The sequence below is a fragment of the Marinobacterium sp. NO-S09 genome (assembly GCF_059179545.1).
The window spans coordinates 2311076-2336168 of sequence record NZ_CP168954.1 but is presented as its reverse complement, the minus strand read 5'-3'; the positions used below and the strand labels follow the sequence as shown (position 1 = coordinate 2336168).

Genomic DNA, 25093 nt, shown 5'->3' with positions numbered 1-25093 from the left:
CTTATCCTGACACTAACACTCACTCTGTGACCCGACAGCGGGTAAATCGTTCTGCCGGCTTTGAATAAGTTTACCACCTCCATTGCCCTGAAACCGCCCGGTACTAACACCAACAGGCACTTATAACCAAAGCATTGATGTGGTAAAACAGAATTAATCGGCTCACAAGAAGCCGGTCTCAGCTACCAAGCCGCTGTCAGGACAATACGATGACCGATACACGTGTAGAAGATCTTAATATCGAATCCAATGTTCGCCTGGTTACCCCGGAAGAACTCAAGGCCAAAATGCCCATTACGGAAGCGGCCGCCGCAACCGTGATGGAAGGCCGTCAGGTAATCAAGGACATTCTGGACCGCAAGGACAAGCGCCTGTTTGTTGTTGTCGGCCCCTGCTCCATCCATGACCCGGAAGCCGCTCTGGAATATGGCCGCAAGCTCAAGGCCCTGGCGGACGAGGTTAAGGACAGTCTGTATCTGGTTATGCGTGTCTATTTTGAAAAGCCCCGTACAACCGTGGGCTGGAAAGGTCTGATCAATGACCCACACCTGAACGATTCCTTCGACATCGAAGAGGGCCTGCATATTTCCCGCAAGCTGCTGATTGACCTGTCAGAAATGGGTCTGCCGCTGGCTACTGAGGCACTGGATCCGATTTCACCGCAGTACATGCAGGATCTGATCAGCTGGTCTGCTATCGGCGCACGTACCACTGAATCCCAGACCCACCGTGAAATGTCCTCCGGCCTGTCTTGTGCGGTCGGTTTCAAGAACGGTACCGACGGCGGCCTGGACGTTGCCGTTAATGCGATGAAGTCCGTTAGCCACCCGCACAACTTCCTGGGTATCAACGGTAATGGCGAAGTATCCATGGTCCGCACCCGTGGTAACGCATACGGCCATGTCGTTCTGCGTGGAGGTAATGGCAAGCCCAACTATGACTCTGTCAGCGTTAAACTATGCGAACAGGCACTGGAAAAAGCCGGACAGCAGAGCAACATCATGGTTGACTGCAGCCATGCAAACTCCAACAAGGACCCTGCTCTTCAGCCTCTGGTCGCCGAGAACGTTTCCAACCAGATTCTGGAAGGCAACAAATCCATTGTCGGTCTGATGATCGAAAGCAACCTTGAGTGGGGCAATCAGTCCATTCCGGATGATCTGTCACAGCTGAAATACGGTGTATCGGTTACCGATGCCTGCATCGATTGGGATGCAACCGAAACCTGCCTGCGTGAAATGGCTGAGCGCCTGAAATCACCGCTCGCCAGCCGCTAATACCGGCTGCGGAGTCCTGAGCTTCAGGACTCCGCTATTTCCTCTTCTTTTTCACCTGCAGCTTCCAGCGCCTTTTTTTCTCGCTTTCGCTCATACATGCGGGCGTCTGCAAGATTCATCAATTCATCTGCGGTCTTAACTTCAGTAGGGAAAATGGCATAGCCCACACTGGCAGAAATAGTGATTTCGATATCATCAATCTTGAATGGCTCTGCCATCAAAGCCTCGAACTTCCCAGCCAGCTTGCCTGCACCATCTACGCCCATAGAGGGTAACAGAAGAATAAATTCATCTCCCCCGTTGCGCGCCAACGAGTCTGACTGACGCACCTGCACCAGTAGCCTTTTAGCCGCTTGCCTCAGCAGCTCATCACCCACATGGTGACCGTGCGTATCATTCACTTCCTTGAAATGGTTCAAGTCGATGAACAGTAATGCAAATCCCTGACCGGTGCGGGGATGCAGGGCAGCCAGCTGCTCCATTTTATGCATCAGAGAGCGGCGATTATCACAGCCAGTCAGCGAGTCAGTGAGCGACTGTGTCAGCGCAAAGCGATAAAGCTGATACATGATGATCAAGGCAAGGCACAGAAACAGCGGCAACGCCCAAGACAGAACTCTAAGCCAAACCAGCGCGATACGGGTATCGGTTGCCTGCGATGCTGCTATCACCCAAGAGCCATTCGGGAAATAGATCTCCAACTTGGCAAGCGCGTTTGCAAAGGTATCTTCACGACCAAAGAAGAGCTCCCCCTGCTCCCCCGCACCATCCTTGCCACGTATGGCAATGGTAAACTCACCGACCTGCTCGGAAAGACCCACACCCTCCAGCAAACCATCGTAATCAATGACAACGGAAGACAGCCCCCAATATCTTGACTCTGCGCCATCAAGGGTGAAAATTGGTGTTCGGCCTATTAGACCACGACCACCCTGCACCAGGTTGACAGGCCCGGCCAACGTCATTTTTCCGGTTTTCATGGCTCTTTCAACAGCAGGCCATTGTGCAGGCACCTTGCGATAATCCAGGCCCAACGCCTTCTCATTACCCGACAGCGGGAATACAAATCGCATCACGTTATCAGGCGCCAGGCCTATATTGCGCACCAAAGGTGCTTCCTTGACGATCTCTTTGGAAAGGTTGTACCAACGCTGCATATCCTTTTGAGGATTGACCGCGATGTAAGTACTGAGCGTGGATGAGAGATAAAGGACTGAATTGATTCGACTTTCCAGCTCGGCACGTTTCTGCGACAGCATTCCTACGGCTTCAACCTGCTGTATCTGTGTGACGCGCTGCTCTGCTTGTCGGACAACATAACCGCCGAGTAACAACAGGCAAAGTGTGAGTGCCGCGATCAGTGTGTAAGCGACGGCCGGGGACGGGCCAGTGCGGATTAGCTTACGGACCATTGGGTATCATCACTCAATCGGTACATTTCCGGTTAAGTTTACGCTATTCGGTCCTTTGCTGTCCGTAAAAATAAACACTTATGGCATAAAGTAGCAGGCCCGGCATCTGCCGGGCCTGCTCCAGTAACGCTGCAAAGCGGTCGATTAGAAGGTATCACCCGGTACTCGCACGGTACCTTCCATAAGGACACGAGCACTGCGGCTCATAACGGCCTTTTTAGCCGTCCATTCACCCTGAACTTCTTCGGCAGCAGCACCGACTTTCAAGGTGCCTGAAGGATGACCAAAGGTCACCGCATCACGCGGGCCGCCACCCGCCGCCAAATTAACCAAGGTCCCCGGCACAGCCGCTGCCGTCGCAATCGCAACCGAGGCTGTTCCCATCATGGCATGGTGCAGCTTACCCATGGACAGGGCACGTACACAGACATCGATGTCATCTGCACTGATCTGCTTGCCGCTGGAGGCTTCATAGTCAGTCGCCGGCGCTACAAACGCAATTTTAGGCGTATGCTGACGCGCAACAGCCTCTTCAATGTCCTTGATCAGGCCCATCTTGACGGCACCATAGGCACGCATGGTTTCAAAACGCGCCAGCGCTTCAGCATTGCCATTGATATCTTTCTGCAGTTCGGTACCGGTATAACCGATATCGGCTGCATTCACGAAAATGGTCGGGATACCGGCGTTGATCATGGTCGCCTTGAAAGTACCTACTCCCGGTACTTCCAGATCATCGACCAGATTACCGGTGGGGAACATGGAGCCCTCACCATCGGCCGGGTCCATGAACTCGATCACCACTTCGGCGGCCGGGAAAGTGACACCATCCAGTTCGAAATCACCGGTTTCCTGCACTTCACCATTGGTGATTGGCACATGGGCGATAATCGTTTTCTGGATATTCTTCTGCCAGATGCGAACGGTGCAGATACCGTTCTCAGGAATACGATCCGCATCGACCAGGCCACCACTGATGGCGAATGCACCAACCGCTGCGGTGAGGTTGCCACAGTTGCCTGACCAGTCCACGAATGCCTTGTTGATCGCTACCTGACCGAACAGGTAGTCAACATCATGATCGGGCTGGGTACTTTTATCCAGAATAACGGTTTTGGAGGTAGACGAGGTGGCACCGCCCATACCGTCGATCTGCTGACCATAGGGATCGGGGCTGCCGATCACTCGCATCAGCAGTTTGTCGCGGGCTTCTCCGGGCTCCTGGCAGGCTTCCGGCAGGTCCTGACGACGGAAGAAAACGCCTTTACTGGTACCGCCACGGATATAAGTAGCCGGTACTTTGATCTGGGGAACACTGGACATGTAGATGCTCCAAAAATAAGTCGGTTGCCGAATGCAGGAGAGCCAGAAGGAACTTGAGGACGAGACGGGGTGTGGCTGCAGCGGACCGTCTGTTGCCATGGGCGGGTTTACGGCGTGTCCGGTGCAGTTACATCCCGGCACGGTAGCAGCACCTGCTCCGGGAAAAACCCGAGCCAGCAGTGCCGGCCCGGGATATATCAGTGGAGTTGCGGAATCAGGCAGCGCCTTCAGCCTGCAGGAACTCCTTGGCGAAACGCTGAAGAACACCGCCGTACTTGTAGGTTTCCACCTCGGCAGCAGTATCCAGACGGCAGATAACCGGCACTTCAACGGATTCACCGTTGGCACGGTTCACTACCAGCGTCAGTTCAGCACCTGGCGCGATTTCACCTTTCACATCGTAGGTCTCGGTACCGTCGATGTTATACGTGTGGCGAGTCTCGCCTTCCTTGAACTGCATCGGCAATACGCCCATGCCGACAAGGTTGGTGCGGTGGATACGCTCGAAGCCTTCAGCCACAATCGCTTCCACACCTGCCAGGCGAACACCTTTGGCAGCCCAGTCACGTGACGAGCCCTGACCGTAGTCAGCACCGGCAACGATGATCAGATTCTGCTTACGATTCATGTAGGCTTCGATCACCTCCCACATGCGCATCTGCTGACCTTCCGGCTCAAGGCGTGCCAGAGAGCCCTGAATCACCTCACCCTTGTCATCACGACACATTTCGTTCAACAGTTTCGGGTTGGCGAAGGTTGCACGCTGAGCTGTCAGGTGGTCACCACGGTGAGTCGCGTAGGAGTTAAAGTCCTCCTCCGGCAGGCCCATCTTGGCCAGGTATTCACCGGCTGCAGAGCTGGCCAGAATCGCGTTTGACGGTGACAGGTGGTCAGTGGTGATGTTGTCACCCAGTACCGCCAGCGGACGCATGCCCGTCAGAGTACGCTCACCGGCCAGCGCACCTTCCCAGTACGGCGGACGACGGATGTAGGTGGACATTTCTCGCCAGTCGTACAGCGGGCTTTCCGCTTCTTCAACCTGACCCAGGTCGAACATCGGGATGTAGACCTGCTTGAACTGTTCCGGCTTAACGCTTTCCTTGACGATTGCATCGATCTCTTCGTCCGACGGCCACAGGTCCTTCAGGGTAACGGGGTTACCGTTCTGATCGGTGCCAAGTACATCCTTCTCGATGTCAAAGCGCACGGTACCGGCGATGGCGTAGGCCACGACAAGCGGTGGAGACGCCAGGAACGCCTGCTTGGCGTACGGGTGGATACGGCCATCGAAGTTACGGTTACCGGACAGCACGGCAGTTGCGTACAGGTCGCGATCAATGATTTCCTGCTGGATCTTCGGATCCAGAGCTCCAGACATGCCGTTACAGGTGGTGCAGGCATAAGCGACGATACCGAAGCCCAGCTTTTCCAGCTCCGGCAACAGGCCCGCTTCTTCCAGGTACAGACGCGCAACCTTGGAGCCCGGTGCAAATGAAGACTTCACCCAGGGCTTACGGATCAGGCCCAGCTCGTTAGCCTTCTTGGCTACCAGACCGGCTGCTACCACGTTGCGCGGGTTGGACGTATTGGTACAAGACGTAATTGCTGCGATGATGACGGCGCCATCCGGCAGCAGCCCCTCTTCCTCTTCCTTACGTGCTGCAGCCAGCATGTCTTCATCGGCAATACCGCGATCATGCAGTGCAGACGTCGGCAGGCGACGGTGCGGGTTGGACGGGCCCGCCAGGTTACGCTCAACAGAAGACAGATCGAAGGTCAGTACTCGCTCGTATTCTGCCGTTTTCAGGTCATCAGCCCACAGGCCGGTTTCCTTGGCGTACTGTTCAACCAGAGCAACCTGTTCCGGTTCACGGCCAGTCAGCTTCAGGTAGTCGATGGTCTGGCCATCGATGTAGAACATCGCCGCAGTGGCACCATACTCAGGTGTCATGTTGGAGATAGTGGCACGGTCACCAATGGTCAGGCTGTCGGCACCTTCGCCGAAGAATTCCAGATAAGCACCAACCACACGCTCCTTACGCAGGAACTCGGTGATCGCCAGCACGATGTCGGTCGCAGTGATGCCCGGTTTGCGCTCACCGGTCAGCTCAACACCCACGATATCAGGCAGACGCATCATGGAAGGGTGGCCCAGCATGACGGTTTCCGCTTCCAGACCGCCCACACCGATAGCGATAACACCCAGTGCATCTACGTGCGGTGTATGGGAATCGGTACCGACACAGGTATCCGGGAAAGCCACACCATCACGCGCCTGGATCACCGGAGACATTTTCTCCAGGTTGATCTGGTGCATGATGCCATTACCCGCCGGGATTACATCGACATTTTTGAACGCAGTCTTGGTCCAGTCGATGAAATGGAAACGGTCTTCGTTACGACGGTCTTCAATGGCACGGTTCTTCTCGAACGCATCCGGATCAAAGCCCGGCGCTTCAACGGCCAGAGAGTGGTCAACAATCAGCTGAGTCGGTACGACCGGGTTTACTTTTGCCGGGTCGCCACCCTTTTCAGCAATCGCATCACGCAGACCCGCCAGGTCCACCAGCGCCGTCTGACCCAGGATGTCATGGCAAACCACACGGGCCGGATACCAGGGGAAATCCAGGTCACGCTTGCGCTCGATCAGCTGCTTCAGCGAATCAGTCAGAGCTGCCGGATCACAGCGGCGTACCAGCTGTTCAGCCAGTACACGTGAGGTGTACGGCAGTTTGGCGTAGGCACCGGGCTCGATCGCTTCAACTGCCGCGCGGGTGTCGAAGTAATCCAGGTCAGTACCGTTCAAAGATTTACGAAATTCAGTATTCATGGCGTCGGGAGTCCATCGAGTAGGTGTTCATTGACGCGGGCCTGGGAGCGCAGTGCGCTTAGCCTTTATCCCGAGGAGCGATGGGTGCGGTCACTTCGACCGCACCCCGCAGCGATCAGGCGCGATCTTCGATCGCAACCCATTCGGCCGATTCCGGACCAGAGTAGTCAGCGGACGGACGGATAATACGGTTGTTGGCGCGCTGCTCCATCACGTGAGCAGTCCAGCCGGCCACACGCGAACATACGAAAATCGGCGTGAACAGCTCGGTCGGAATACCCATGAAGTGGTAAGCAGAGGCATGGAAGAAGTCAGCGTTACAGAACAGCTTCTTCTCTCGCCACATCACCGCTTCAACACGCTCGGACACCGGATACAGAACGGTGTCACCCACCTGCTCTGCCAGTTTCTCCGACCACTCCTTGATGATCGCGTTACGCGGATCAGAGTCACGATAGATCGCGTGGCCGAAGCCCATGATCTTGTCCTTGCGCGCCAGCATGCCCATGATCGCTTCTTCAGCTTCATCAGCCGATTTCCACTGTTCAATCATAGCCATCGCAGCTTCGTTTGCACCACCGTGCAGCGGGCCACGCAGGGAACCGATTGCGCCGGTGACACAGCTATGTATATCAGACAGAGTGGAAGCACAGACACGTGCGGTGAAGGTTGAGGCGTTAAATTCATGCTCGGCGTACAGAATCAGCGACGCATGCATTACCTTAACGTGCAGCGGATCCGGCTTCTTGTCATGCAGGGTCCACAGGAAGTGCTCACCGATAGAGTCAGCGTCGGTCTCGGTGTTTATACGTTTGCCGTGATGGGCAAAGTTGTACCAGTAGTTGATGATCGACGGGAACACGGCCAGCATACGGTCGATATGATCGTGCTGCTCAGAGAAATCCTGTTCTGTTTCCAGGTTACCCAGCATGGAGCAACCGGTACGCATAACGTCCATCGGGTGCGCATCTTTCGGGATCTGTTCCAGCACCACTTTCAGGGCTTCAGGCAGACCACGCATGCCTTTGAGCTTGGCTTTGTACGCATCCAGTTCTGCCTGATTCGGCAGCTTGCCGTACAGCAGCAGGTAAGCAACTTCTTCAAACTGTGCCTTGTCAGCCAGTTCCTTGATGTCGTAACCACGGTAGGTCAGACCGGCACCTGTTTTACCTACAGTACAAAGTGCGGTTTCGCCTGCTGACTGTCCTCGCAGACCTGCGCCACCGAGTTTCTTTGCTTCTGCCATCTGTCACTCCTTAATCTGTTGCCGGGAGGCCAGGCCTCCCTGTACCAGTTTTCTCGATCCGCTATGCGGATGATGACTTATATTTATTTGTTTTTGCCTTCCTGAAAGAGGGCGTCCAGCTTCTGCTCGAAGTCGTGGTAGTTAAGGAAATCGTAGAGTTCCATGCGTGTCTGCATGCTGTCGACAACAGCCTTCTGGTCGCCGTCATTGAGCAGATGCTCATACACATTCAAGGCCGCCTTGTTGGCCGCACGGAAGGCGGACAGCGGGTACAGCACCATGGTTGCACCAGCTTCGGACAGCTCTGAGGTATTGAACAGCGGCGTGGCACCAAACTCGGTGATATTGGCGAGCAGGTGAGCACCGTTGATGCCGTTTGAGAAGGCGCGGTAATCATCCAGAGTGTGCACGGCTTCGGCGAAGATACCGTCAGCGCCAGCTTCCAGGCATGCCTGGGCACGCTCGACGGCTGCGTTCAGACCTTCCATCTGGAAGGCATCAGTACGTGCCATGACGAAGAAGTCATCATCTGTTTTGGCATCAACGGCAGCCTTTACACGGTCAACCATCTCTTCCAGAGAGACGATTTCCTTATTCGGGCGGTGACCACAACGCTTCTGGGCAACCTGGTCTTCGATATGAACGGCAGCTGCACCGCCCTTTTCCATCTCCTTGATGGTGCGGGCAATGTTAAAAGCGCCACCCCAACCGGTATCGATATCAACCATCAGCGGGGTATCAACAGCGCTGGTGATACGGCGTACATCTTCGACCACGTCGTTCATGGAAGTCATGCCCAGATCCGGCAGACCGTAAGATGCATTGGCAACGCCACCACCTGACAGGTAAATCGCCTTGTGGCCAACACGGGTTGCCATCATTGCGTTGTAGGCATTGACCGTACCTACGATCTGCAGCGGATTGCTGTCAGCCAGTGCTTTGCGGAAACGTCCGCCTGCAGTCAGTTTTTCAGCCATGTTTATCCCCTTCCGGTTTGTTATCGGTATCCAGCTTGGCTTCTATATTGCGACGCGCCGCGCTGATATGTCGGCGCATCAGCATTTCGGCCAACTCCTCATCGCGCGCCTCGATCGCATCGATGATTTGTCGATGTTCTTTAAGTGCCCGCTTGGGGCGGGAGCTGGAAACACTGAATTGATAGCGGTACATGCGTACCAGGTGGTAAAGATCGTCGCCCAGCAACTCCAGCAATTTGGAATTTTTACTGCCCTGAACAATGCGGTAGTGAAAATCCAGGTCGCCCTCTTTCTGGAAGTAGGAGCGGCCCTCACGCTGTTCTACAGATGCTTCATGCTCATCCAGCAGGCGCTTGAGGCTTTCAATCTCTTCATCCGTCATGTTCTGGGCAGCCTGTCGGCAAGCCATGCCTTCCAGGGCCTCACGGACGCGATAGATTTCAATCAACTCATGGGCGGACAGTTGAACGACTCGCGCTCCCACATGCGCCTTGCGTTCTACCAGGCGCCAGCCTTCCAGGCGGCGAATGGCCTCACGCAAGGGGCCACGACTGATGCCATAGGTGCGTGCCAGTTCCGGCTCGCTGATCTTGTGACCCGGCGGGATTTCACCCTTTACGATGGCGGTCACGATCTGCTGACATACACGGTCTGCAAGGGTTCGAGTTTCGGGTTCAAGCGGCACTACTTTGCGCTGCCCTGTCTGCTCTTTCACGTCCTGTTTGATCCTCACCAAGATTGTCGACAATGTTCAATGAAGCAACGATACCGCTGCTAAACTTGAGCGTCAACATGGCTGAATGGAAAAATTGTCGACATCCTACAAAAGTCTAGGGGGATTCCCTCAGTGCTGTTCAAGGTACCGCTGCAGCTCTTCATTCATGCTGCGTGCGATCTGCCTGGGTTTCTGGAATGGCAAGGAATGATCGGTACCCGAGACTATAAAGTAGTGCCAGTTAGGGAGCCGCTCAGCCAGCCCAAGATGGTACTGATGCATTAAATCGACACTTTGTCCCCCGATAAAACTGCTGACATCTCCCTGTGCCGCCACCAGCTGCTCGCGATCGATTCGGTTGATCGCATCAGTAACGGCATCCAGCGCAAAGGCAAAGCCTTCAGGCCTGCGTCCCAATCGTTTTACGGCAACCGCCTGCACCTGAGGTGACACCCGTCGATTCGGGGAAATGGTATCCAGAAACTGGACAATGCCCCGCTCATGATCCGTATCGCGCAGATGCACCGCTGCTTCCGAATAACGCTGACGCAATTGCACGGTGGTATTCCAGTCGGGGCGGTCGAGCACCGCAGACTCCAGCAGAAACTGCTTGCCGACCCGATCAGGATAGCGCTGCTTCAATAGCATACTGACGAGCCCGCCCAAGGAATAACCGGCCAAGTCGAACTGCCACCAGGCCAGGTGATCCAGCAGCGACGCCATGTCACTGACCAACTCCTCTACCTTGAAGGCATACTCTTTCCGATCAGGAAAGTGGCTATCACCGGCACCACGCAGGTCAGGTACCAGAATTTCGTGCCAATGCGCCAGGTAAGCCGTGAGCAGATGCCAGGTATCAGTACCGGCGACACCGGCGCCGTGCACAAGCAGTAAGCGCCGACCGGGGGCGACGTCCGGATTACGGTACAGGCGGTAGCACAGAGACTGGTCCGGCAGCGCCAGTCGATGCTCTGAAATCTGACAAGGGTGTTTCATAATGATCCTCAAAAAGGGTTACCCCATTAATTATAACGGGTTAGAGGGTCGCGATTCCCGGTATGTACAGGGTAAAATGCGCATTTTGAAGAGGCGTGACGGGTGATACAGCAACAGGCACTGGATAATCGACTGAATGCACACGAGGTATTGGAGCGCGTTCGTCCCCTGGGCCATCCCGTCTTATTGGACAGCAGTCAGCCGGAGGCTATCACCGGACGCTACGACATCATAGCCGCAGGGCCAGACCGCCTCGTTTCCATGTCTGCTGCCGGCTTAAGCTGCCGCGACAGCAACGGCGAGCCGTTGCAACTGGACCCAAGCCAGCCCCCTTTCGCCTGCCTGCAACAATTACTTGATGAGCTGGGCAGCCCGAAACCGCTATCTGACAGCCCTTTCAATGCGGGCCTGATGGGTATTTTCGGCTACGATCTTGGCCGTGCTATCGAGCAGCTTCCCGAGCATGCGCAGGCAGATATCGATTATCCCTGGCTTCTGGTGGGTCGCTACCTCTGGGCAGTTGTCATCGACCATGTCGACAATAGCCGTCGATTGATCTGGCATCCCTTGGCTAATGACGTCATTGCCCAGGTAAAAAGCCTGCTGGTTTCTCCGGCATGCAATGACAACTCCGACCAGGATACATTCGCGCTGACACAAGCATTTGCAAGTAACCTGAGCGCGGATCAATATCGCCTGGCGCTGGAAAAAATCGATGACTATATCCATGCCGGCGACTGCTATCAGATCAACTTTGCCCAACGCTTCCAGGCTCAGTATCAGGGCGACCCCTGGCACGCCTATAAACGCTTGCGCAGACAGGCGACAACCCCCCACGCAGCCTACATTGAGTCACCCGAAGGTGCGATCCTGTCCCTGTCACCTGAAAGATTCCTGTTTGTGGACAGCGACAGACAAGTGGAAACACGCCCCATCAAGGGAACACGCCCACGTGGCAAAACCGCGGAGGAAGATGCAGCATTAGCGCAGGAATTGAGCACTGCCGAGAAAGATCGCGCCGAAAACCTGATGATCGTTGACCTGTTGCGCAACGATATCAGCCGAAACTGCGCCCCTGGCAGCGTCGACGTGCCAGAGCTTTTCAGCATCGAGAGTTACCCCAATGTGCACCATTTGGTCAGTAGCGTCTGCGGCACACTCAAGCCCCGTGCAACGGCACTTAACCTGCTCAGGGATGCTTTCCCCGGCGGGTCTATCACCGGCGCACCCAAGATTCGTGCCATGGAAATTATTGACGAACTGGAGCCTCAGCGCCGCTCGGTGTACTGCGGCTCTATCGGATATATCAGCTGCTGCGGACGCATGGACACAAGCATCACCATTCGTACACTGCTGTGCCAGAGAGGCGAGATTTACTGCTGGGCCGGTGGCGGAATTGTCGCCGACTCAGTAATTGAGGAGGAGTATCAGGAAACCTTTAACAAGGTTAATAACCTGCTGCACGGGCTGGGTACTTAACCCTGCCCCTGCTTATTCATCTGTGCCAGCAGGCGATCCCGCAGGGAATCAAACGCCAGACGATCGGCCTTATCAACCCCTTCTGCGACAGGAATTGCGGCTTTCATGGCATCCACCGGGCGGCCATTAATATGCAACTCATAGTGCAGATGCGCACCGGTTGAGCGGCCCGAATTACCCGAAAGCGCTATCTTTTGACCACGGCTCACGGTCTGGCCCTTGCTCACCAATGCCTTGCTCAGGTGCAGGAAGCGAGTCTTATACTTCTGCCCATGCTCAATAACAATGTACAAACCGGCATAGGGGTGTTTAGTAACGCGCGTCACCACACCATCGCCTGTTGCCAGTACCGGCGTGCCCTTGGGAGTGGCAAAATCGGTCCCATTATGCGGACGCACACGACCTGTCACCGGGTGCTTGCGGAAGGGATTGAAGCGAGAACTCAAGCGGTAGCGGCCTTTGGTCGGGTAACGCATGAACGCACGGGCCAAGCTATCACCATTGAGGTCAAAATACTGACCCTCAAAGTTGAACGCCGTCAGCTCGCGTGAGCGATTCAGGATACGCAGGCCTTCAAGGCGGGTATTACCCGTTGCTTCCCCCTCAATATACTGCTTGGCACGCACAACCTGAAAACTGTCGCCGGCACGCAGGTCTCGGCGAAAGTTAAGCTTGTCCTGAAGCAGCGCGGAAACCTTCTGAATTTCCGAAGCTGTCAGTCCGGCTCGCTTGGCAGACACATAGAAGCTGCCGTTAATATCGCCAGCTACTACCTCTTCTTTCCATTCACCTTCAACACGCACTTCACTGTATTCAAAGGTTTCTTCCCCTGCACGTGAGAACACGACCTGATGGGCAGGGCTGAAACGCAGCTCCAGCTGATCAAGCTGCCCTTCGTCGAGCCAGAAGCTCAACTGGTCTCCCGGCTTCAGTGTATCGAGCGCCAGGATGGATACATCACTTTCCAGCACCTGGTACATGGCTGCCTGCCCCACATCGAGCATGTCGAAAATGGTGCTGAGCGTATCGCCGCGCTGAATTGTGTAGGTAAAGTCCGGCACACGAACATCAACCCGGCTCAGTGATTCCGGGGTTTCCAGCTCGCTGTCCGGCAATGCCTGAATTGGCAGCTTAAGATCAGAGTGCAGAGGCTGGTATGAAAAGGCACCAAGCGTCAAAGCCACGGCCGGCAAGAAGACACCCAACATTAATGGCTTGCGCAGAAACCTCTTCATACCTACCTCACGTACACTTAGATTTTCAGATCACGGGCGCTTGCATCAACAAACGCCTGCTTGAGATCGCTGAATGTCTGTACAGCCGGGAACTGAGGAAACTCCTCAATTACGTTCTGCGGTGCATGGAACAGAATACCGGACTCGGCCTGAGCCAGCATGGTGGTATCGTTGTAGGAGTCACCGGCCGCAATCACACGGTAGTTCAGCAACTGGAAAGCACGTACTGACTGACGCTTGGGGTCACGCTGGCGCAGCGTGTAGTCAGTGATACGACCTTCTTCGTTCACCTCAAGCTTGTGGCACAACAGCGTGGGGTAACCCAGCTGTTTCATCAGGGGTGCCGCGAACTCATAGAAAGTATCGGAAAGAATCACTACCTGAAAGCGCTCACGCAACCAGTCGATGAAGTCACGCGCACCTTCCAGCGGGGCCAGGCGGCTGATGGTATCCTGAATCTGCGGCAGGGTCAGACCATGCTCATCCAGAATACGCAGGCGCTGCTTCATCAGGACGTCGTAATCGGGAATATCCCGGGTTGTGGCTTTAAGCTCCTCGATACCGGTTTCTTCTGCAAATGCAATCCAGATCTCGGGGATTAGAACACCTTCCAGGTCAAGACAAGCCAGTTCCACGCGGACGCCTCCAGTAAATAAATATTAGTGCGCCACAATTTACCTTGTCGTATCAAGGCTTTCAATGCTCCGGCAACTCTAGCCCTGCAAAGAGTTCGTCCACATCATGTCGATTGCTGCAAGATTGAACACGACGAACCAGATCCGGTGTCAGATGAGGTGCAAAGGTTTGAATGAAGTCGTACATGTACCCACGCAGAAAGGTCCCCTTGCGGAAACCGATACGCGTCACACTGTGTTCAAAAAGATGACTGGCATCCAGTGCTACCAGACCATCATCCTGTCCATCTTCAAACGCCATGGTGGCAATAATGCCGACACCCAGACCCAGGCGTACGTATGTCTTGATGACATCCGAGTCGACCGCCGTCAGCACCACCTTGGGCTCCAGGCCTTTGTTAATAAAGGCTTCGTCGAGCTTGGAGCGGCCTGTAAAACCAAACACATAGGTAATGATCGGCCACTCGGCCAGCGCTTCCAGCGTCAGCTCGGGCAACTCGGTCAGCGGATGCCCTTCTGGCACGACCACTGAACGGTTCCAGCGATAGCAGGGCATCATGATCAGATCACTGAAATGAGACATCGCTTCGGTGGCAATGGCAAAATCAACCGTACCGTCGGCCGCCATCTCTGAGATCTGCATGGGCGTACCCTGATGGATGTGCAGTGACACATCCGGATAGTCCTTGATGAAGTCGTGAATAGTCTGCGGCAGCGCATAGCGAGCCTGGGTATGTGTGGTAGCCACTTCCAGCTTGCCCTTGCGCTCATCGCTGAACTCCTGGGCGACCTGACGAATGGCATCACACTTCTGCAGCACTTCTCCGGCAATCTCCAGAATCGCTTCACCCGCCGGCGTAACCCGCGTCAGATGCTTACCACTGCGTGCAAACACCTCAACACCCAGCTCATCTTCAAGCAAACGAATCTGCTTACTGATGCCCGGCTGAGAGGTGTACAAACTCTGCGCGGTGGCAGACACATTCAGGTCATGTCGTGCTACTTCCCAGATGTAACGAAGCTGCTGCAGTTTCATTTCGCGTCGCCCGAAGTTTTATAAATCAAGGTTCAATATAACATTATAGAATAAACAAGCAACCAACCCTTTTCCTCAATGAAGTCAATCACCTGGCTCAGGTTCGGTTCTTCAGACGACGATTTTCCTCCTCCAACGCAGCGATACGTTTTTCCATGGTTGCCAGGCTGGATTGGCTTTTTTGCAGCTGGTCTTCCGAACTTTGCAACTGGCTACGCAGTTGCTGCTCGCGTTTGGACGATTCGGCCGTGAGCGCTTCAAGCCGGGCAGCGACCTTGTCACGCGCCTGTTCACCTTCCAGCACCTGTTTTTCAAGTCGTTTGACCTTATTACGCTCGGCCAACAGCTGAGAGCTCAGTTGCGCCTGCTCTTTATTCTGCTGAACGTCTTCGGACTTCAACCGGCCCAGCTCATCACTGGCCAGTTTTAATTGAGTGGTAAGCGTATCGATTTTGGCATCACGCTTGCCCAGTTGACTCTCAACACCCGACAGCTGACGCGACAGGTCTGCTTCCGCACGGCCGCTTTCATCACGCAGCTTATCCAGCGCATTACGGTAATGACGAGTATCCACCTCTGCCTTGGCAATCGCCTCAAGACTGTAGCGTTTTTCGTCCTTGAGACGTTGCTCAAATACTTTCTGCGCATCCTGATGTGATTTTTGCAGCTGCGCCAACTCCTGACAGACATTGGCATGCATCTGAGCGGTGCGCTGATGCTCATTGCGCTCCTGAGACAAATCCTGCTTCAGGGACTCAATTTCTTTTTCCCGGGCACTGGCACGATCCTGTAGCGCTTCGAAACGACGTTCGAGTTCGCCATAACGCTTCTCAAGCTCACTGATTTCGCCACGCGACTCACGCAGGGCATCATCACAGGCTTTAGCCTGGGCTTCCTCCGGCTGCACGCGGATCTGCTGGATCAGATTGGCACGATCTGTCGCTTCATCAACGGCAGCTTGCCACAAACGCGCCATCATCGCCTGAACCGACTCAGGCACTTCTCCCGCAATGGGAGAGCGCGGAGTCCCTAACCGATTACCCAATCCTTTGCGCCATTCCGACAGCAGCTCTTCTGCTTCCGCAATGTCGTTCAGGCGACATTGATCGAGCAGGAATTCCGGTTCAGGGTTACGCCCCGCCGCCAACATCGCATCAGCAGCTGCGAAGAATTGCGCTTTCTGTGGGTTATCCATGGCATTCACTCCTCACCGGCAAAACGATCAGCCAGAGCTGACAACCGCTTCTCGGTCTCTGCGTCCATCGGGGCAGAAACGCAAAGCTGTTCGCCATCCGGCAGTTCGACTTCAAGCCGGGCTGCGTGCAGCATCAAGCGCTTGATGCCCAACTGGCGAAAATGTTCATTCTCAGCATCCGGCGTATATTTCACATCACCCACGATGGGATGACCTGCATACTGTGTATGTACGCGTATCTGATGTGTACGTCCGGTTAACGGCCGCGCTTCAATCAGCGTGGCAGCATCCTGAAAACGACGCAATACCTGAAAACGGGTAACCGACGGCTTGCCATCCGGGTTTACCTTCACCATGCGCTCACCGGATTTAAGCTCATACCGAAGCAAGGGCGCATCAATGGCCTGCTTGCGTTTTTCCCAACGCCCCACAACAAGAGCGTGATAGATCTTATTCACCTTACGCTGTCGCAGCGCATCATGAAGGTATCGAAGCATGCTACGTTTCTTGGCCACCATAATGCAGCCGGACGTATCGCGGTCCAACCGGTGCACCAGCTCCAGGAAACGACTCTTGGGTCGAATCTGGCGCAAGGCTTCGATCATGCCAAGACTGACGCCACTGCCGCCGTGCACGGCAAGACCGGAAGGCTTGTTAATCACCACAAGGCTATCGGACTCATACACAATAGCCTGTTCCAGATGCTCTGCCAGGCCTGCACTCACTGGCGCAGATTCACCACGCTCAGGAATACGAACGGGCGGAATACGAACCAGGTCACCTGCATTGATACGGGTATCGGGTTTTACCCGCTTTTTGTTCACACGGATCTCACCCTTGCGAAGGATGCGGTAAATAAGACTTTTCGGAGCGCCTTTAAGCTGGGTGCGCAGGAAGTTGTCTATCCTTTGTCCTTCCTGGTCCGGATCAACTTCTACAAAACGGACCTGTTGAGCTTTTTGCTGCGTTTTTTGCGTCATACAGAGAAAATGACTCTTAATTGATGCCTTCTGGGTTAGCTGTTATATTCTACCGATGCCGCAGGCGGTTGGCTTTAGTAAATTTCAATTCCTGCAGACGGCCCCTCCAGTTACCCGGACTTGAGGCCGCGCAAGGCCCGAATTGCGGCATAGACTAAATACCGTGAAACCAATTTTTCACGTAACGCTTTCACGACCTTCGTTAGACAGAAGGTTCAGTTGGAGGTGAAGACGCACGCTGACCCGGAACCTGCTCGCGTTCAAACTGCAGCAGCAACAGCCATAGACAATAACGACATAGGTCTGCGTTTCCTTCACTGACGATTTAGAGCTACTGGGCCGATTGCCAGGTAGCCGGTGGTGTACCGATTAACCACCCATCCAAAGACTGGACATTGATTCCCTCCCTGGCGACCAGGGCGAGAAGCGTTGCGTTTATGAGAACGCACAAAACATGAAAAGAATGCTGATCAACGCAACTCAACCTGAAGAGTTGCGCGTAGCGCTGGTCGATGGCCAGCGTCTGTTTGATCTGGATATCGAATCCGATAGCCGCGAACAGAAAAAAGCCAATATCTATAAAGGACGCATCACCCGCGTCGAACCCAGCCTCGAAGCCGCTTTTGTTGACTTTGGTGCCGAACGCCACGGCTTTCTGCCGCTGAAAGAGATCTCCCGCGAGTATTTCTGCAAGCAGCCCGAACGCGGCCAGCGCCCGAACATTAAGGAAGTTGTTAAGGAAGGCACCGAAGTTATTGTTCAGGTTGATAAAGAAGAGCGTGGCAACAAGGGTGCTGCACTGACTACCTTTATCAGTCTGGCCGGTCGCTATCTCGTCCTGATGCCCAACAACCCGCGTGCCGGTGGCATCTCACGCCGTATCGAAGGCGATGACCGCACCCAGCTCAAAGAAGCCCTGTCCGGCGTGAATATCCCGGACGGCATGGGCGCTATTGTCCGCACGGCCGGAATTGGTCGCAGCTCTGAAGAACTGCAGTGGGACCTGGACTACCTGATCACGCTATGGGATGCCATCAAGGCCGTAAACGAGCGCCCTGCTCCCTTCCTGGTGTACCAGGAAAGCAACGTGGTAATCCGTGCTATCCGTGACTACTTGCGTGCCGACATTGGCGAAGTACTGATCGACAACCCCAGCGTTTACGATCAGGCACAGATGTTTGTGCAGCAGGTCATGCCCAGCTATGAGAACCGCATCAAGCTGTACAAAGAGCAGACTCCGCTGTTCAACCGTTTCCAGATCGAAAGCCAGATCGAAACCGCTTTCGAGCGTGAAGTAAAACTGCCATCTGGCGGTTCAATTGTGATTGATCCGACCGAAGCACTGGTGTCCATCGATATCAACTCCGCACGCGCGACCCGCGGCGGCGACATCGAAGAGACCGCCCTGCAGACCAACCTTGAAGCGGCAGACGAGATCGCACGCCAACTGCGCCTACGTGATATCGGCGGCCTGATCGTGATCGATTTCATCGACATGACGCCTATCAAAAACCAGCGCGAAGTTGAAAACCGCCTGCGTGACGCCCTCAAGCTGGACCGTGCCCGCGTCCAGATGGGTCGCATTTCCCGCTTCGGCCTGCTGGAAATGTCACGCCAGCGTCTGCGCCCGTCACTGGCTGAATCCCGTGGCAGCGTATGTCCGCGCTGTAACGGCCAGGGCAGCATCCGTGATACCGAATCTCTGGCACTGTCTATCCTGCGCCTGATCGAAGAGGAGTCCTCCAAGGACCGCACCGCTCAGATCCGCGCAATTTTGCCTGTTACGGTTGCCACCTACCTGCTCAACGAGAAACGTCACGAAGTTCATAACATTGAGCTGCGCCACCAGGTCCGTGCCGTTATAGTTCCCAACCCCAACATGGAAACCCCTCATTATGAGGTGGTTCGCCTGCGTGACGACCACACCGTCACCACTACTCAGGATGTAAGCTACACCCTCCAGCCTGAGCAGGAACCGGAACAGGTCGAAACATCCAAGCCTGCAGCACCCAAGCGCGAGCAGGCTGCCGTTAAAGCGGTTGTACCGCCAACACGCGCACCCAAGTCAACCGAGGTTGAAGCAGAACCGGCTCCTGCCAAGGAGACTCCGGTCGAAACCAAGGCACCGGTTGCCGCTACACCTTCGTTCGGTGAACGCATCCTGTCTGCCCTGCGCAGCCTGTTCGGTGGCGGTGAAACCAGCCAGCCGGAAAAAGAGCAGCCGAAACAGCAGGACAAAAAACCGGCCTCATCTTCCGATGACAAGCCGCGCGACAAGGGTGATCGCAACGACAAGCGCAGCAACCGTGGTGACCGCCGCTCCCGTCGCCGCGACACCGGTGATCGCCGCCGCAAGCAGCCTGAGCGTCGTGACAAGGATGAAATCATCACTGTTGAGCGCGAACAGAACCTGCCTGCCATCGGTGAAACCGAGCAGCCTGAGAAAAAAGAAGGCTCCAGCCGTCGTCGTCGCCGTCGTCGCAACCGTGACGAAGCCAGCGACAAGACTCAGACCCAGACCCAGACCGATCAGAACCGCAGCGAAAAACCTGCTGACGCCGAAACCGGCAATAAACAAAATGCCGAGCAGGATCAGCAGAATGAAAGCCGCGGTCGTGGACGTGGCCGCCGTCGCCGCAACTCTGAGGAGCGTACAGCAAAACGTACACCTCTTCCGGATGCCATGCGTGATGAAGCCGCCGAGACTGAAATCCAGGCCCTGCTGGCAGAAAGCAAAATCACCAATGAAACGCTTGGTGCAACTGCCGATTCTGACGAAGCTACTGCTGGAGTAGCGACTGTAAGCGAGGAAACCAAAGCCGCGCCTGCTACAGCCGAAGCCGGCCAGAGCGATACTGTACAAACCGGCACCGACGCTACAGTCACTGAAGCAACCGCTGAAGCTCCAGCTGCAGAAACCGCTGACACGCAAGCTGAAGACATTCAGCCAGCATCAGCCAAGTCCTCTGAAAGCGCTGCAGAAGCAGCCAACTCTGATGTTACAAACTCAGAGAACGTAGACTCAGAGGCATCTGATAAGGATGCAGGCTCCTCCGAGCAGAACAGCGAGGAAACAGCCGAAGCACCGAGCAAGCCCAAACGTCGTCGCAGCCGTCGCCCATCTCGCAACAAGTCTGCCGATGCAGCCAAGAAGGATGATAAGGATGCAACAACCAAGGGCGAAGAAGCACCGGCAAGCGAAGGTGACGACTCCAGCAAGCCTGAAGCCGAAGTCCAGCCTGAAACCCGGACAGAAGAGCCAAGCAAGCAGGCTGATGCTGAAAGCACAGAAGCTGCCACTGCAATTGAAACCATTGAGACCAGCGATAAGGCCTCCGAAGCTGACAAGCAGCCTGAGCAGACTACTGTAGCCCCGAAAGCCGCAAGCGCTGAACAGAAAGTTGAAGCAGCACCTGCTGATGCCTCTGAGAACACGCCTGCTGAAGCAGCCGTTGATACCTCTGAGAGCAAAACAGCCACAGTTGCCGATTCCTCTACTGAGGAAGTATCAGCCACTGCCACTGAAACCCAATCAGCAGAAACAGCCACTGCTGAGCCTGAAGTTGCAGCTGAGACAGAGCCCAAGCCTCGTCGTCGCAGCCGTCGTGCACCTAACGATCCTCGTGAAGTGCGTCGTCGTCAGACCCAGGCAGACTCCGATGCTTCATAAGTGATGGCTGATGCATCTTGCCGGGCCCGGCAACGGGCCTGAACAGATGCTCATAAAAAAACCGCATCCCTCACGGGTATGCGGTTTTTTTTGTTTAAGTACCTTTGCTTTAGCAGCTTGAATACGGTTTCTTTATTTAAATATCAAGGTAAACAGTGGTCAGGGATAAAAACGCGGCTCGGGCTCCAGCCCAACGCCAAAACGGTCCAGCACAGCATCTCGGATGGAGCTCGAAAAGCGCTCAACGTCCGCACGACGTGCACCACCCCAGTTAACCAGTACAAGTGCCTGTCGTGGATAGGTGCCCACAGAGCCGTCTCGCGCGCCTTTCAAGCCACAGCGATCAATTAGCCAGCCTGCTGCCAGCTTCCAACGGCCATCAGCTTCAGGAAATGCCACCAGATCAGGATAGTCAGCGCGAATTCGCTCATAAACCGCCGAGTGCACCAGAGGGTTCTTGAAGAAGCTACCGGCATTACCCAGCTCCGCAGGGTCGGGCAACTTGTTACGCCGTACTCGGCACACGGCATCAAACACATCCAGCGGACCTGGCGCATCAATTCCAGCTAGCGCTTCTCGCAAACCACCGTAATCCAGCTGTAAGTCAGGTTTTTTATTAAGCGCCAACTCGACTGCCGTGATGATGTAACGTCCCGGCTCGCCCGACTTGAAAATACTGTCACGATAGCCAAAACGGCATTCAACGTTGCTCAGCTGCCGAATCGACTGATCCTGACGATCAAACACCTCTACCGCACGTAAACGGTCTTTCAGCTCGACCCCGTAGGCGCCAATATTCTGAATAGGAGCGGCACCCAAGGTGCCCGGGATCAACGCCAGGTTTTCAAGACCAAAGTAGCCTGACTCAAGAGTTCTGGCGACTGTCTGGTGCCAGTTCTCACCAGCCCCAACCTTGAGCACAACCTCACTACCCCGCTCAGCCATCAACTCCCAGCCCCTGATGGCAATATGCGCCACCACACCGGGCAGGTTGTCAGCCAATACAAGATTACTGCCACCGCCCAGCACCAGCAAAGGAGCAGCTTCTTGCTTGAGCCAGGATTCAAGCTCAGGCAGTTGCTCGATGGAGGTTACTTCCAGAAAACGCTCAGCGTGCGCCGGCAAACCGAGAGTATTACACTGTGCAAGACTGGTATCGAACTGGAAAGGCAGAGAGGTCAAATGCCCTGCTCCCGCTGCACATGCCTCAACAACCCCTCACTGGCAGCTTCGACCAGGTCCAGTACCTCATCAAACCCGGCCTCACCGGAGGTGTAATAGGGATCCGGCACTTCACGTGTCCGCTGCCCCTCGGCAAAATCAAGAAAGAGCCCCAGATGCCCTTTATACCCCCGGGGACAGCGAACGCGCAGATCCCTGAGATTGGCATCATCCATTGCCAGAATAAAATCAAAGCGGGAGAAGTCTTCATCTTCTACCGCCCTCGCCCTCAAGTGCTCCAGCGAATAGCCTCTGCGACGGGCTGCGGCCTGGGTGCGCGGATCAGGAGCCTTACCCACATGGTAGGCAGCAGTGCCGGCAGAGTCGATCTGAAACCTTTCCGACAGACCCAACTGCTCTATCTTGTTTTCAAACACGCCATGCGCCGTAGGTGAGCGGCAGATATTGCCCAGGCAAACGAATAAAATCCTGACCGGTTCGCTCATATTACTCGCCCTGCCCCTGCGCCATGATCGCGGCAATACGCGCCAGATCTTCCGGCGTATCAACGCCCGCGGGCGGTATCTCATCAGCGACCGCCACATGGATACCAACTCCATTCCAGAGCGCGCGCAGCTGCTCCAGGCACTCGGTCAATTCCAGCGGCGCCGGCGACCAACGCACAAAGTCATTCAACATCTTCACCCGGTAGGCATAGAGGCCGATATGACGCTGCCAGTCAAAGCCCTCGGGCATTTCATCGGTCACACCCTGCATGAACGCATCACGCGGCCAGGGCATGGGGGCACGACTGAAATACATGGCCATGCCGCGAGTGTCGGTTACCACCTTGACAACGTTGGGATTCATCAAGGACTCGACGGTCTCAATCGGCTCTGACAGGGTCGCGATACCCGCTTCCGGCATCGCCATAAGGTTATGTGCGACCTGATTAATGATGCGTGGTGGCACCATGGGCTCGTCGCCCTGAACATTCACCACAATATCATCACTGTAATACCCCAATGCCTGCACCACTTCCTGCAGACGATCTGTTCCCGAGGGATGATCTGAGGAGGTCATGCACACTTCCGCACCGAACCCCTTGGCCACATCCGCAATTCGCTGATCATCCGTGGCAACAACAACCCGTACAGCCTCACTTTCACAGGCACGTTCGTAGACATGCTGCAACATGGGCTTGCCATTGAGATCAGCCAGGGGCTTGCCCGGAAAACGGCTTGAAGCATAACGGGCCGGGATAATGACGCTGAAACTCATGACAGCTTATGCTCCTTGAGCTTTTCATCGGCCGTGAGCTGACGGGCTTCGGACTCCAGCATAACAGGAATATCATCCCGAATCGGATAGGCCAGGCCACTGGCGCGGCAGATCAACTCATTGGTTTCCCGGTTCCACTCCAGAGGAGCTTTGGAAACAGGGCAGACCAGAATATCAAGTAGCTTGGGATCCATTGTGCTTATCCATCAGTTGGGCCGAGCGAGCGGCCAGTTGCTTCAGTAATGCGGACAGGAAATCAGGCTCCAGACAGGCTTCTACCGGCAGCGCCCATGCCTGAGCTGGAGGTTGTTCCATACATTTTACAGCATCCTTCTCTGTCATTATCACCGGTAACTCGGGCTCAAATGTGAGCTGCTCTGGCTCATAGTGTGCATGGTCCGCGAAGGGGTGCTCTATTACGTCAAACCCCAGAGTATTAAGGGTATCAAAAAAACGTTGTGGGTGGCCGATGCCGGCCACTGCATGTACCTTACGCCCACCTGACCAGTTTGCCGGCGCCACTGCCCCCTTACCCTGCAGTGACCAGAGTTCGCCGGGCTGCAGCTGCATGGCAACAGGGACATTCGCCAGTGGAGGCAATGACAGCAGTTGTGTCGGGACCTGGCCGTTAAACACAACCCAATCCACCTCCTCAAGGCGCTCAGGCGGCTCACGCAACGGCCCCTCAGGCAGGCATCGCGCATTACCCAGGCCTCGGGCAGCATCAATCACGGCAATCTCGATATCGCGCGGCATGGCGTAGTGCTGCAAGCCATCATCACTGATCAGCACATCACAGTCGTGCCGTTCCAGTAATGCATTGGCTGCCGCCATACGATTGGGGTCGATAAACAGAGGCGCGCCGGTGCGCCGCACAATCAGACAAGGCTCATCACCTCCGTGCTCGGGAACAGTATCCGCTTGTACGGAGAAAGGATAATAAGGCGCCTGGGTGCCGTAGCCACGACTGACTACACCAGGTGTATAGCCCGCTTGCCTAAGGTGTTCGATTAACGCAATAACAAGCGGGGTTTTACCGGTTCCACCGACAGTGATGTTACCCACTACGATAACCGGCACTGGCAGCGGGCTCGGATCAATTTGATATTGGCGCTGACGACGACAGCGCCGGGTTACCAGCAACTTGAAAAGCGCAGACAAGGGACGCAGGAGTTTGAGCCAGGTCGCGTTACGGTACCAGGCATCGGCCAGAACACTCACTCCCTGGCAGCCTGCTGCGTCGTAATACTCAGTGCGGAAAAGCCCAGATCCCCTGCCACATCCATCACACGCACAACGGCCTGATGCTGTGCTTTTGCATCAGCCGTGATAACAAAGGGCATATCACGGGCATCACCGGCTACTTTGAGGATACCTCGCCTCAGCGTCAGGGACTCGTTGTTTACCAGGGGTGCGTCATTAATCGAGTACTGGCCATCCGCGCCGATTAACACTTCAATACTTTTCGGCTCTTCAACAGGCGACTCAGCACTCGACGCTTCCGGCAAGCTGATGCTCAGATGAGATTCACGGGTAAAGGTGGTCGTAATCATGAAGAAGATCAGCAGCAGAAACACTACATCAATAAGTGGCGTCAAATTGATGTTAATTTCTTCACGTCTTTGGCGTTGGAATTTCACGTTAT

The 25093-nt window shown here is 55.2% G+C and carries 21 protein-coding genes; 3 read left to right on the top strand and 18 right to left on the bottom strand.

Translation table 11 applies throughout. From position 1 onward, the window contains the following. The first annotated feature begins 209 nt into the window (after nucleotides 1-209). Nucleotides 210-1277: a 3-deoxy-7-phosphoheptulonate synthase gene (locus O3C79_RS10815; RefSeq protein ID WP_494383105.1), complete on the top strand. Its 1068-nt coding sequence runs from the start codon at nucleotides 210-212 to the stop codon at nucleotides 1275-1277. A 23-nt stretch (nucleotides 1278-1300) separates the two neighbouring features. Here O3C79_RS10815 and O3C79_RS10810 read toward each other — a convergent pair whose 3' ends face one another. From O3C79_RS10810 to O3C79_RS10780, 7 genes are all read right to left on the bottom strand, one after another. Then, nucleotides 1301-2689, bottom strand: a complete 1389-nt coding sequence (locus O3C79_RS10810; RefSeq protein WP_494383104.1) for a diguanylate cyclase domain-containing protein — start codon at nucleotides 2687-2689, stop codon at nucleotides 1301-1303. Nucleotides 2690-2833: 144 nt separating this feature from the next. Further along, nucleotides 2834-4012 (bottom strand): 2-methylaconitate cis-trans isomerase PrpF, encoded by a 1179-nt coding sequence (gene prpF, locus O3C79_RS10805; protein ID WP_494383103.1) that lies wholly within the window; start codon nucleotides 4010-4012, stop codon nucleotides 2834-2836. A gap of 214 nt (nucleotides 4013-4226) precedes the next feature. Then, complete coding sequence (gene acnD / locus O3C79_RS10800; protein ID WP_494383102.1) at nucleotides 4227-6842, bottom strand: Fe/S-dependent 2-methylisocitrate dehydratase AcnD; 2616 nt, start codon at nucleotides 6840-6842, stop codon at nucleotides 4227-4229. A gap of 115 nt (nucleotides 6843-6957) precedes the next feature. After that, on the bottom strand, nucleotides 6958-8088 hold the full coding sequence (gene prpC / locus O3C79_RS10795) for a bifunctional 2-methylcitrate synthase/citrate synthase (protein WP_494383101.1): 1131 nt from the start codon (nucleotides 8086-8088) through the stop codon (nucleotides 6958-6960). Between the two features lie 83 nt (nucleotides 8089-8171). Beyond that, nucleotides 8172-9065, bottom strand: a complete 894-nt coding sequence (gene prpB / locus O3C79_RS10790) for a methylisocitrate lyase (protein WP_010323960.1) — start codon at nucleotides 9063-9065, stop codon at nucleotides 8172-8174. Further along, a complete protein-coding gene (locus O3C79_RS10785) occupies nucleotides 9058-9780 on the bottom strand; it encodes a GntR family transcriptional regulator (protein WP_010323959.1) in 723 nt (240 codons plus the stop codon). Before O3C79_RS10785 ends, prpB begins: the two co-directional genes overlap by 8 nt. 129 nt (nucleotides 9781-9909) lie before the next feature. Continuing rightward, nucleotides 9910-10776, bottom strand: a complete 867-nt coding sequence (locus O3C79_RS10780) for an alpha/beta fold hydrolase (protein WP_494383100.1) — start codon at nucleotides 10774-10776, stop codon at nucleotides 9910-9912. Nucleotides 10777-10878: 102 nt separating this feature from the next. On the opposite strand from O3C79_RS10780, the gene pabB reads away from it, so the two are divergent. Next, on the top strand, nucleotides 10879-12255 hold the full coding sequence (pabB, locus tag O3C79_RS10775) for an aminodeoxychorismate synthase component I (protein WP_494383099.1): 1377 nt from the start codon (nucleotides 10879-10881) through the stop codon (nucleotides 12253-12255). Here pabB and O3C79_RS10770 read toward each other — a convergent pair. The 5 genes from O3C79_RS10770 to rluC all read right to left on the bottom strand — a co-directional run bounded on the left by O3C79_RS10770 (nucleotide 12252) and on the right by rluC (nucleotide 17336). Continuing rightward, nucleotides 12252-13490, bottom strand: coding sequence for a peptidoglycan DD-metalloendopeptidase family protein (locus tag O3C79_RS10770; RefSeq protein ID WP_494383098.1), 1239 nt, complete (start codon nucleotides 13488-13490; stop codon nucleotides 12252-12254). The two genes, pabB and O3C79_RS10770, sit on opposite strands and share 4 nt — an antisense overlap. A 17-nt stretch (nucleotides 13491-13507) precedes the next feature. Then, complete coding sequence (gene thrH / locus O3C79_RS10765; RefSeq protein WP_076462491.1) at nucleotides 13508-14125, bottom strand: bifunctional phosphoserine phosphatase/homoserine phosphotransferase ThrH; 618 nt, start codon at nucleotides 14123-14125, stop codon at nucleotides 13508-13510. Between the two features lie 61 nt (nucleotides 14126-14186). Next, nucleotides 14187-15161, bottom strand: a complete 975-nt coding sequence (gene cysB / locus O3C79_RS10760; RefSeq protein ID WP_010323954.1) for an HTH-type transcriptional regulator CysB — start codon at nucleotides 15159-15161, stop codon at nucleotides 14187-14189. Nucleotides 15162-15258: 97 nt separating this feature from the next. Next, nucleotides 15259-16356, bottom strand: a complete 1098-nt coding sequence (locus O3C79_RS10755; protein WP_494383097.1) for a DNA-binding protein — start codon at nucleotides 16354-16356, stop codon at nucleotides 15259-15261. 5 nt (nucleotides 16357-16361) lie between these two features. Next, nucleotides 16362-17336 (bottom strand): 23S rRNA pseudouridine(955/2504/2580) synthase RluC, encoded by a 975-nt coding sequence (gene rluC, locus O3C79_RS10750; RefSeq protein ID WP_494383096.1) that lies wholly within the window; start codon nucleotides 17334-17336, stop codon nucleotides 16362-16364. Nucleotides 17337-17790: 454 nt separating this feature from the next. On the opposite strand from rluC, the gene rne reads away from it, so the two are divergent. Then, the gene (gene rne / locus O3C79_RS10745; protein ID WP_494383095.1) at nucleotides 17791-21006 is read left to right on the top strand and encodes a ribonuclease E; all 3216 of its coding nucleotides are present in this window, start codon (nucleotides 17791-17793) and stop codon (nucleotides 21004-21006) included. A gap of 159 nt (nucleotides 21007-21165) precedes the next feature. Here the strand turns inward: rne and murB are convergent, their stop codons facing one another. From murB to O3C79_RS10715, 6 genes are read right to left on the bottom strand one after another with little or no spacing between them, the layout of a single operon-like run. Continuing rightward, nucleotides 21166-22188, bottom strand: coding sequence for a UDP-N-acetylmuramate dehydrogenase (gene murB / locus O3C79_RS10740; protein WP_494383094.1), 1023 nt, complete (start codon nucleotides 22186-22188; stop codon nucleotides 21166-21168). Beyond that, the gene (locus O3C79_RS10735; protein ID WP_494383093.1) at nucleotides 22185-22673 is read right to left on the bottom strand and encodes a low molecular weight protein-tyrosine-phosphatase; all 489 of its coding nucleotides are present in this window, start codon (nucleotides 22671-22673) and stop codon (nucleotides 22185-22187) included. Before O3C79_RS10735 ends, murB begins: the two co-directional genes overlap by 4 nt. A 1-nt stretch (nucleotide 22674) precedes the next feature. Further along, nucleotides 22675-23448, bottom strand: a complete 774-nt coding sequence (gene kdsB, locus O3C79_RS10730; protein WP_494383092.1) for a 3-deoxy-manno-octulosonate cytidylyltransferase — start codon at nucleotides 23446-23448, stop codon at nucleotides 22675-22677. Next, nucleotides 23445-23642 carry a Trm112 family protein gene (locus O3C79_RS10725; RefSeq protein ID WP_494383091.1) on the bottom strand — a complete coding sequence of 66 codons (198 nt, stop codon included), beginning with the start codon at nucleotides 23640-23642 and terminating at the stop codon, nucleotides 23445-23447. Before O3C79_RS10725 ends, kdsB begins: the two co-directional genes overlap by 4 nt. Then, on the bottom strand, nucleotides 23623-24669 hold the full coding sequence (gene lpxK / locus O3C79_RS10720) for a tetraacyldisaccharide 4'-kinase (protein WP_494383090.1): 1047 nt from the start codon (nucleotides 24667-24669) through the stop codon (nucleotides 23623-23625). Before lpxK ends, O3C79_RS10725 begins: the two co-directional genes overlap by 20 nt. Further along, complete coding sequence (locus tag O3C79_RS10715) at nucleotides 24666-25088, bottom strand: ExbD/TolR family protein (RefSeq protein WP_494383089.1); 423 nt, start codon at nucleotides 25086-25088, stop codon at nucleotides 24666-24668. Before O3C79_RS10715 ends, lpxK begins: the two co-directional genes overlap by 4 nt. Nucleotides 25089-25093 lie beyond the last annotated feature (5 nt).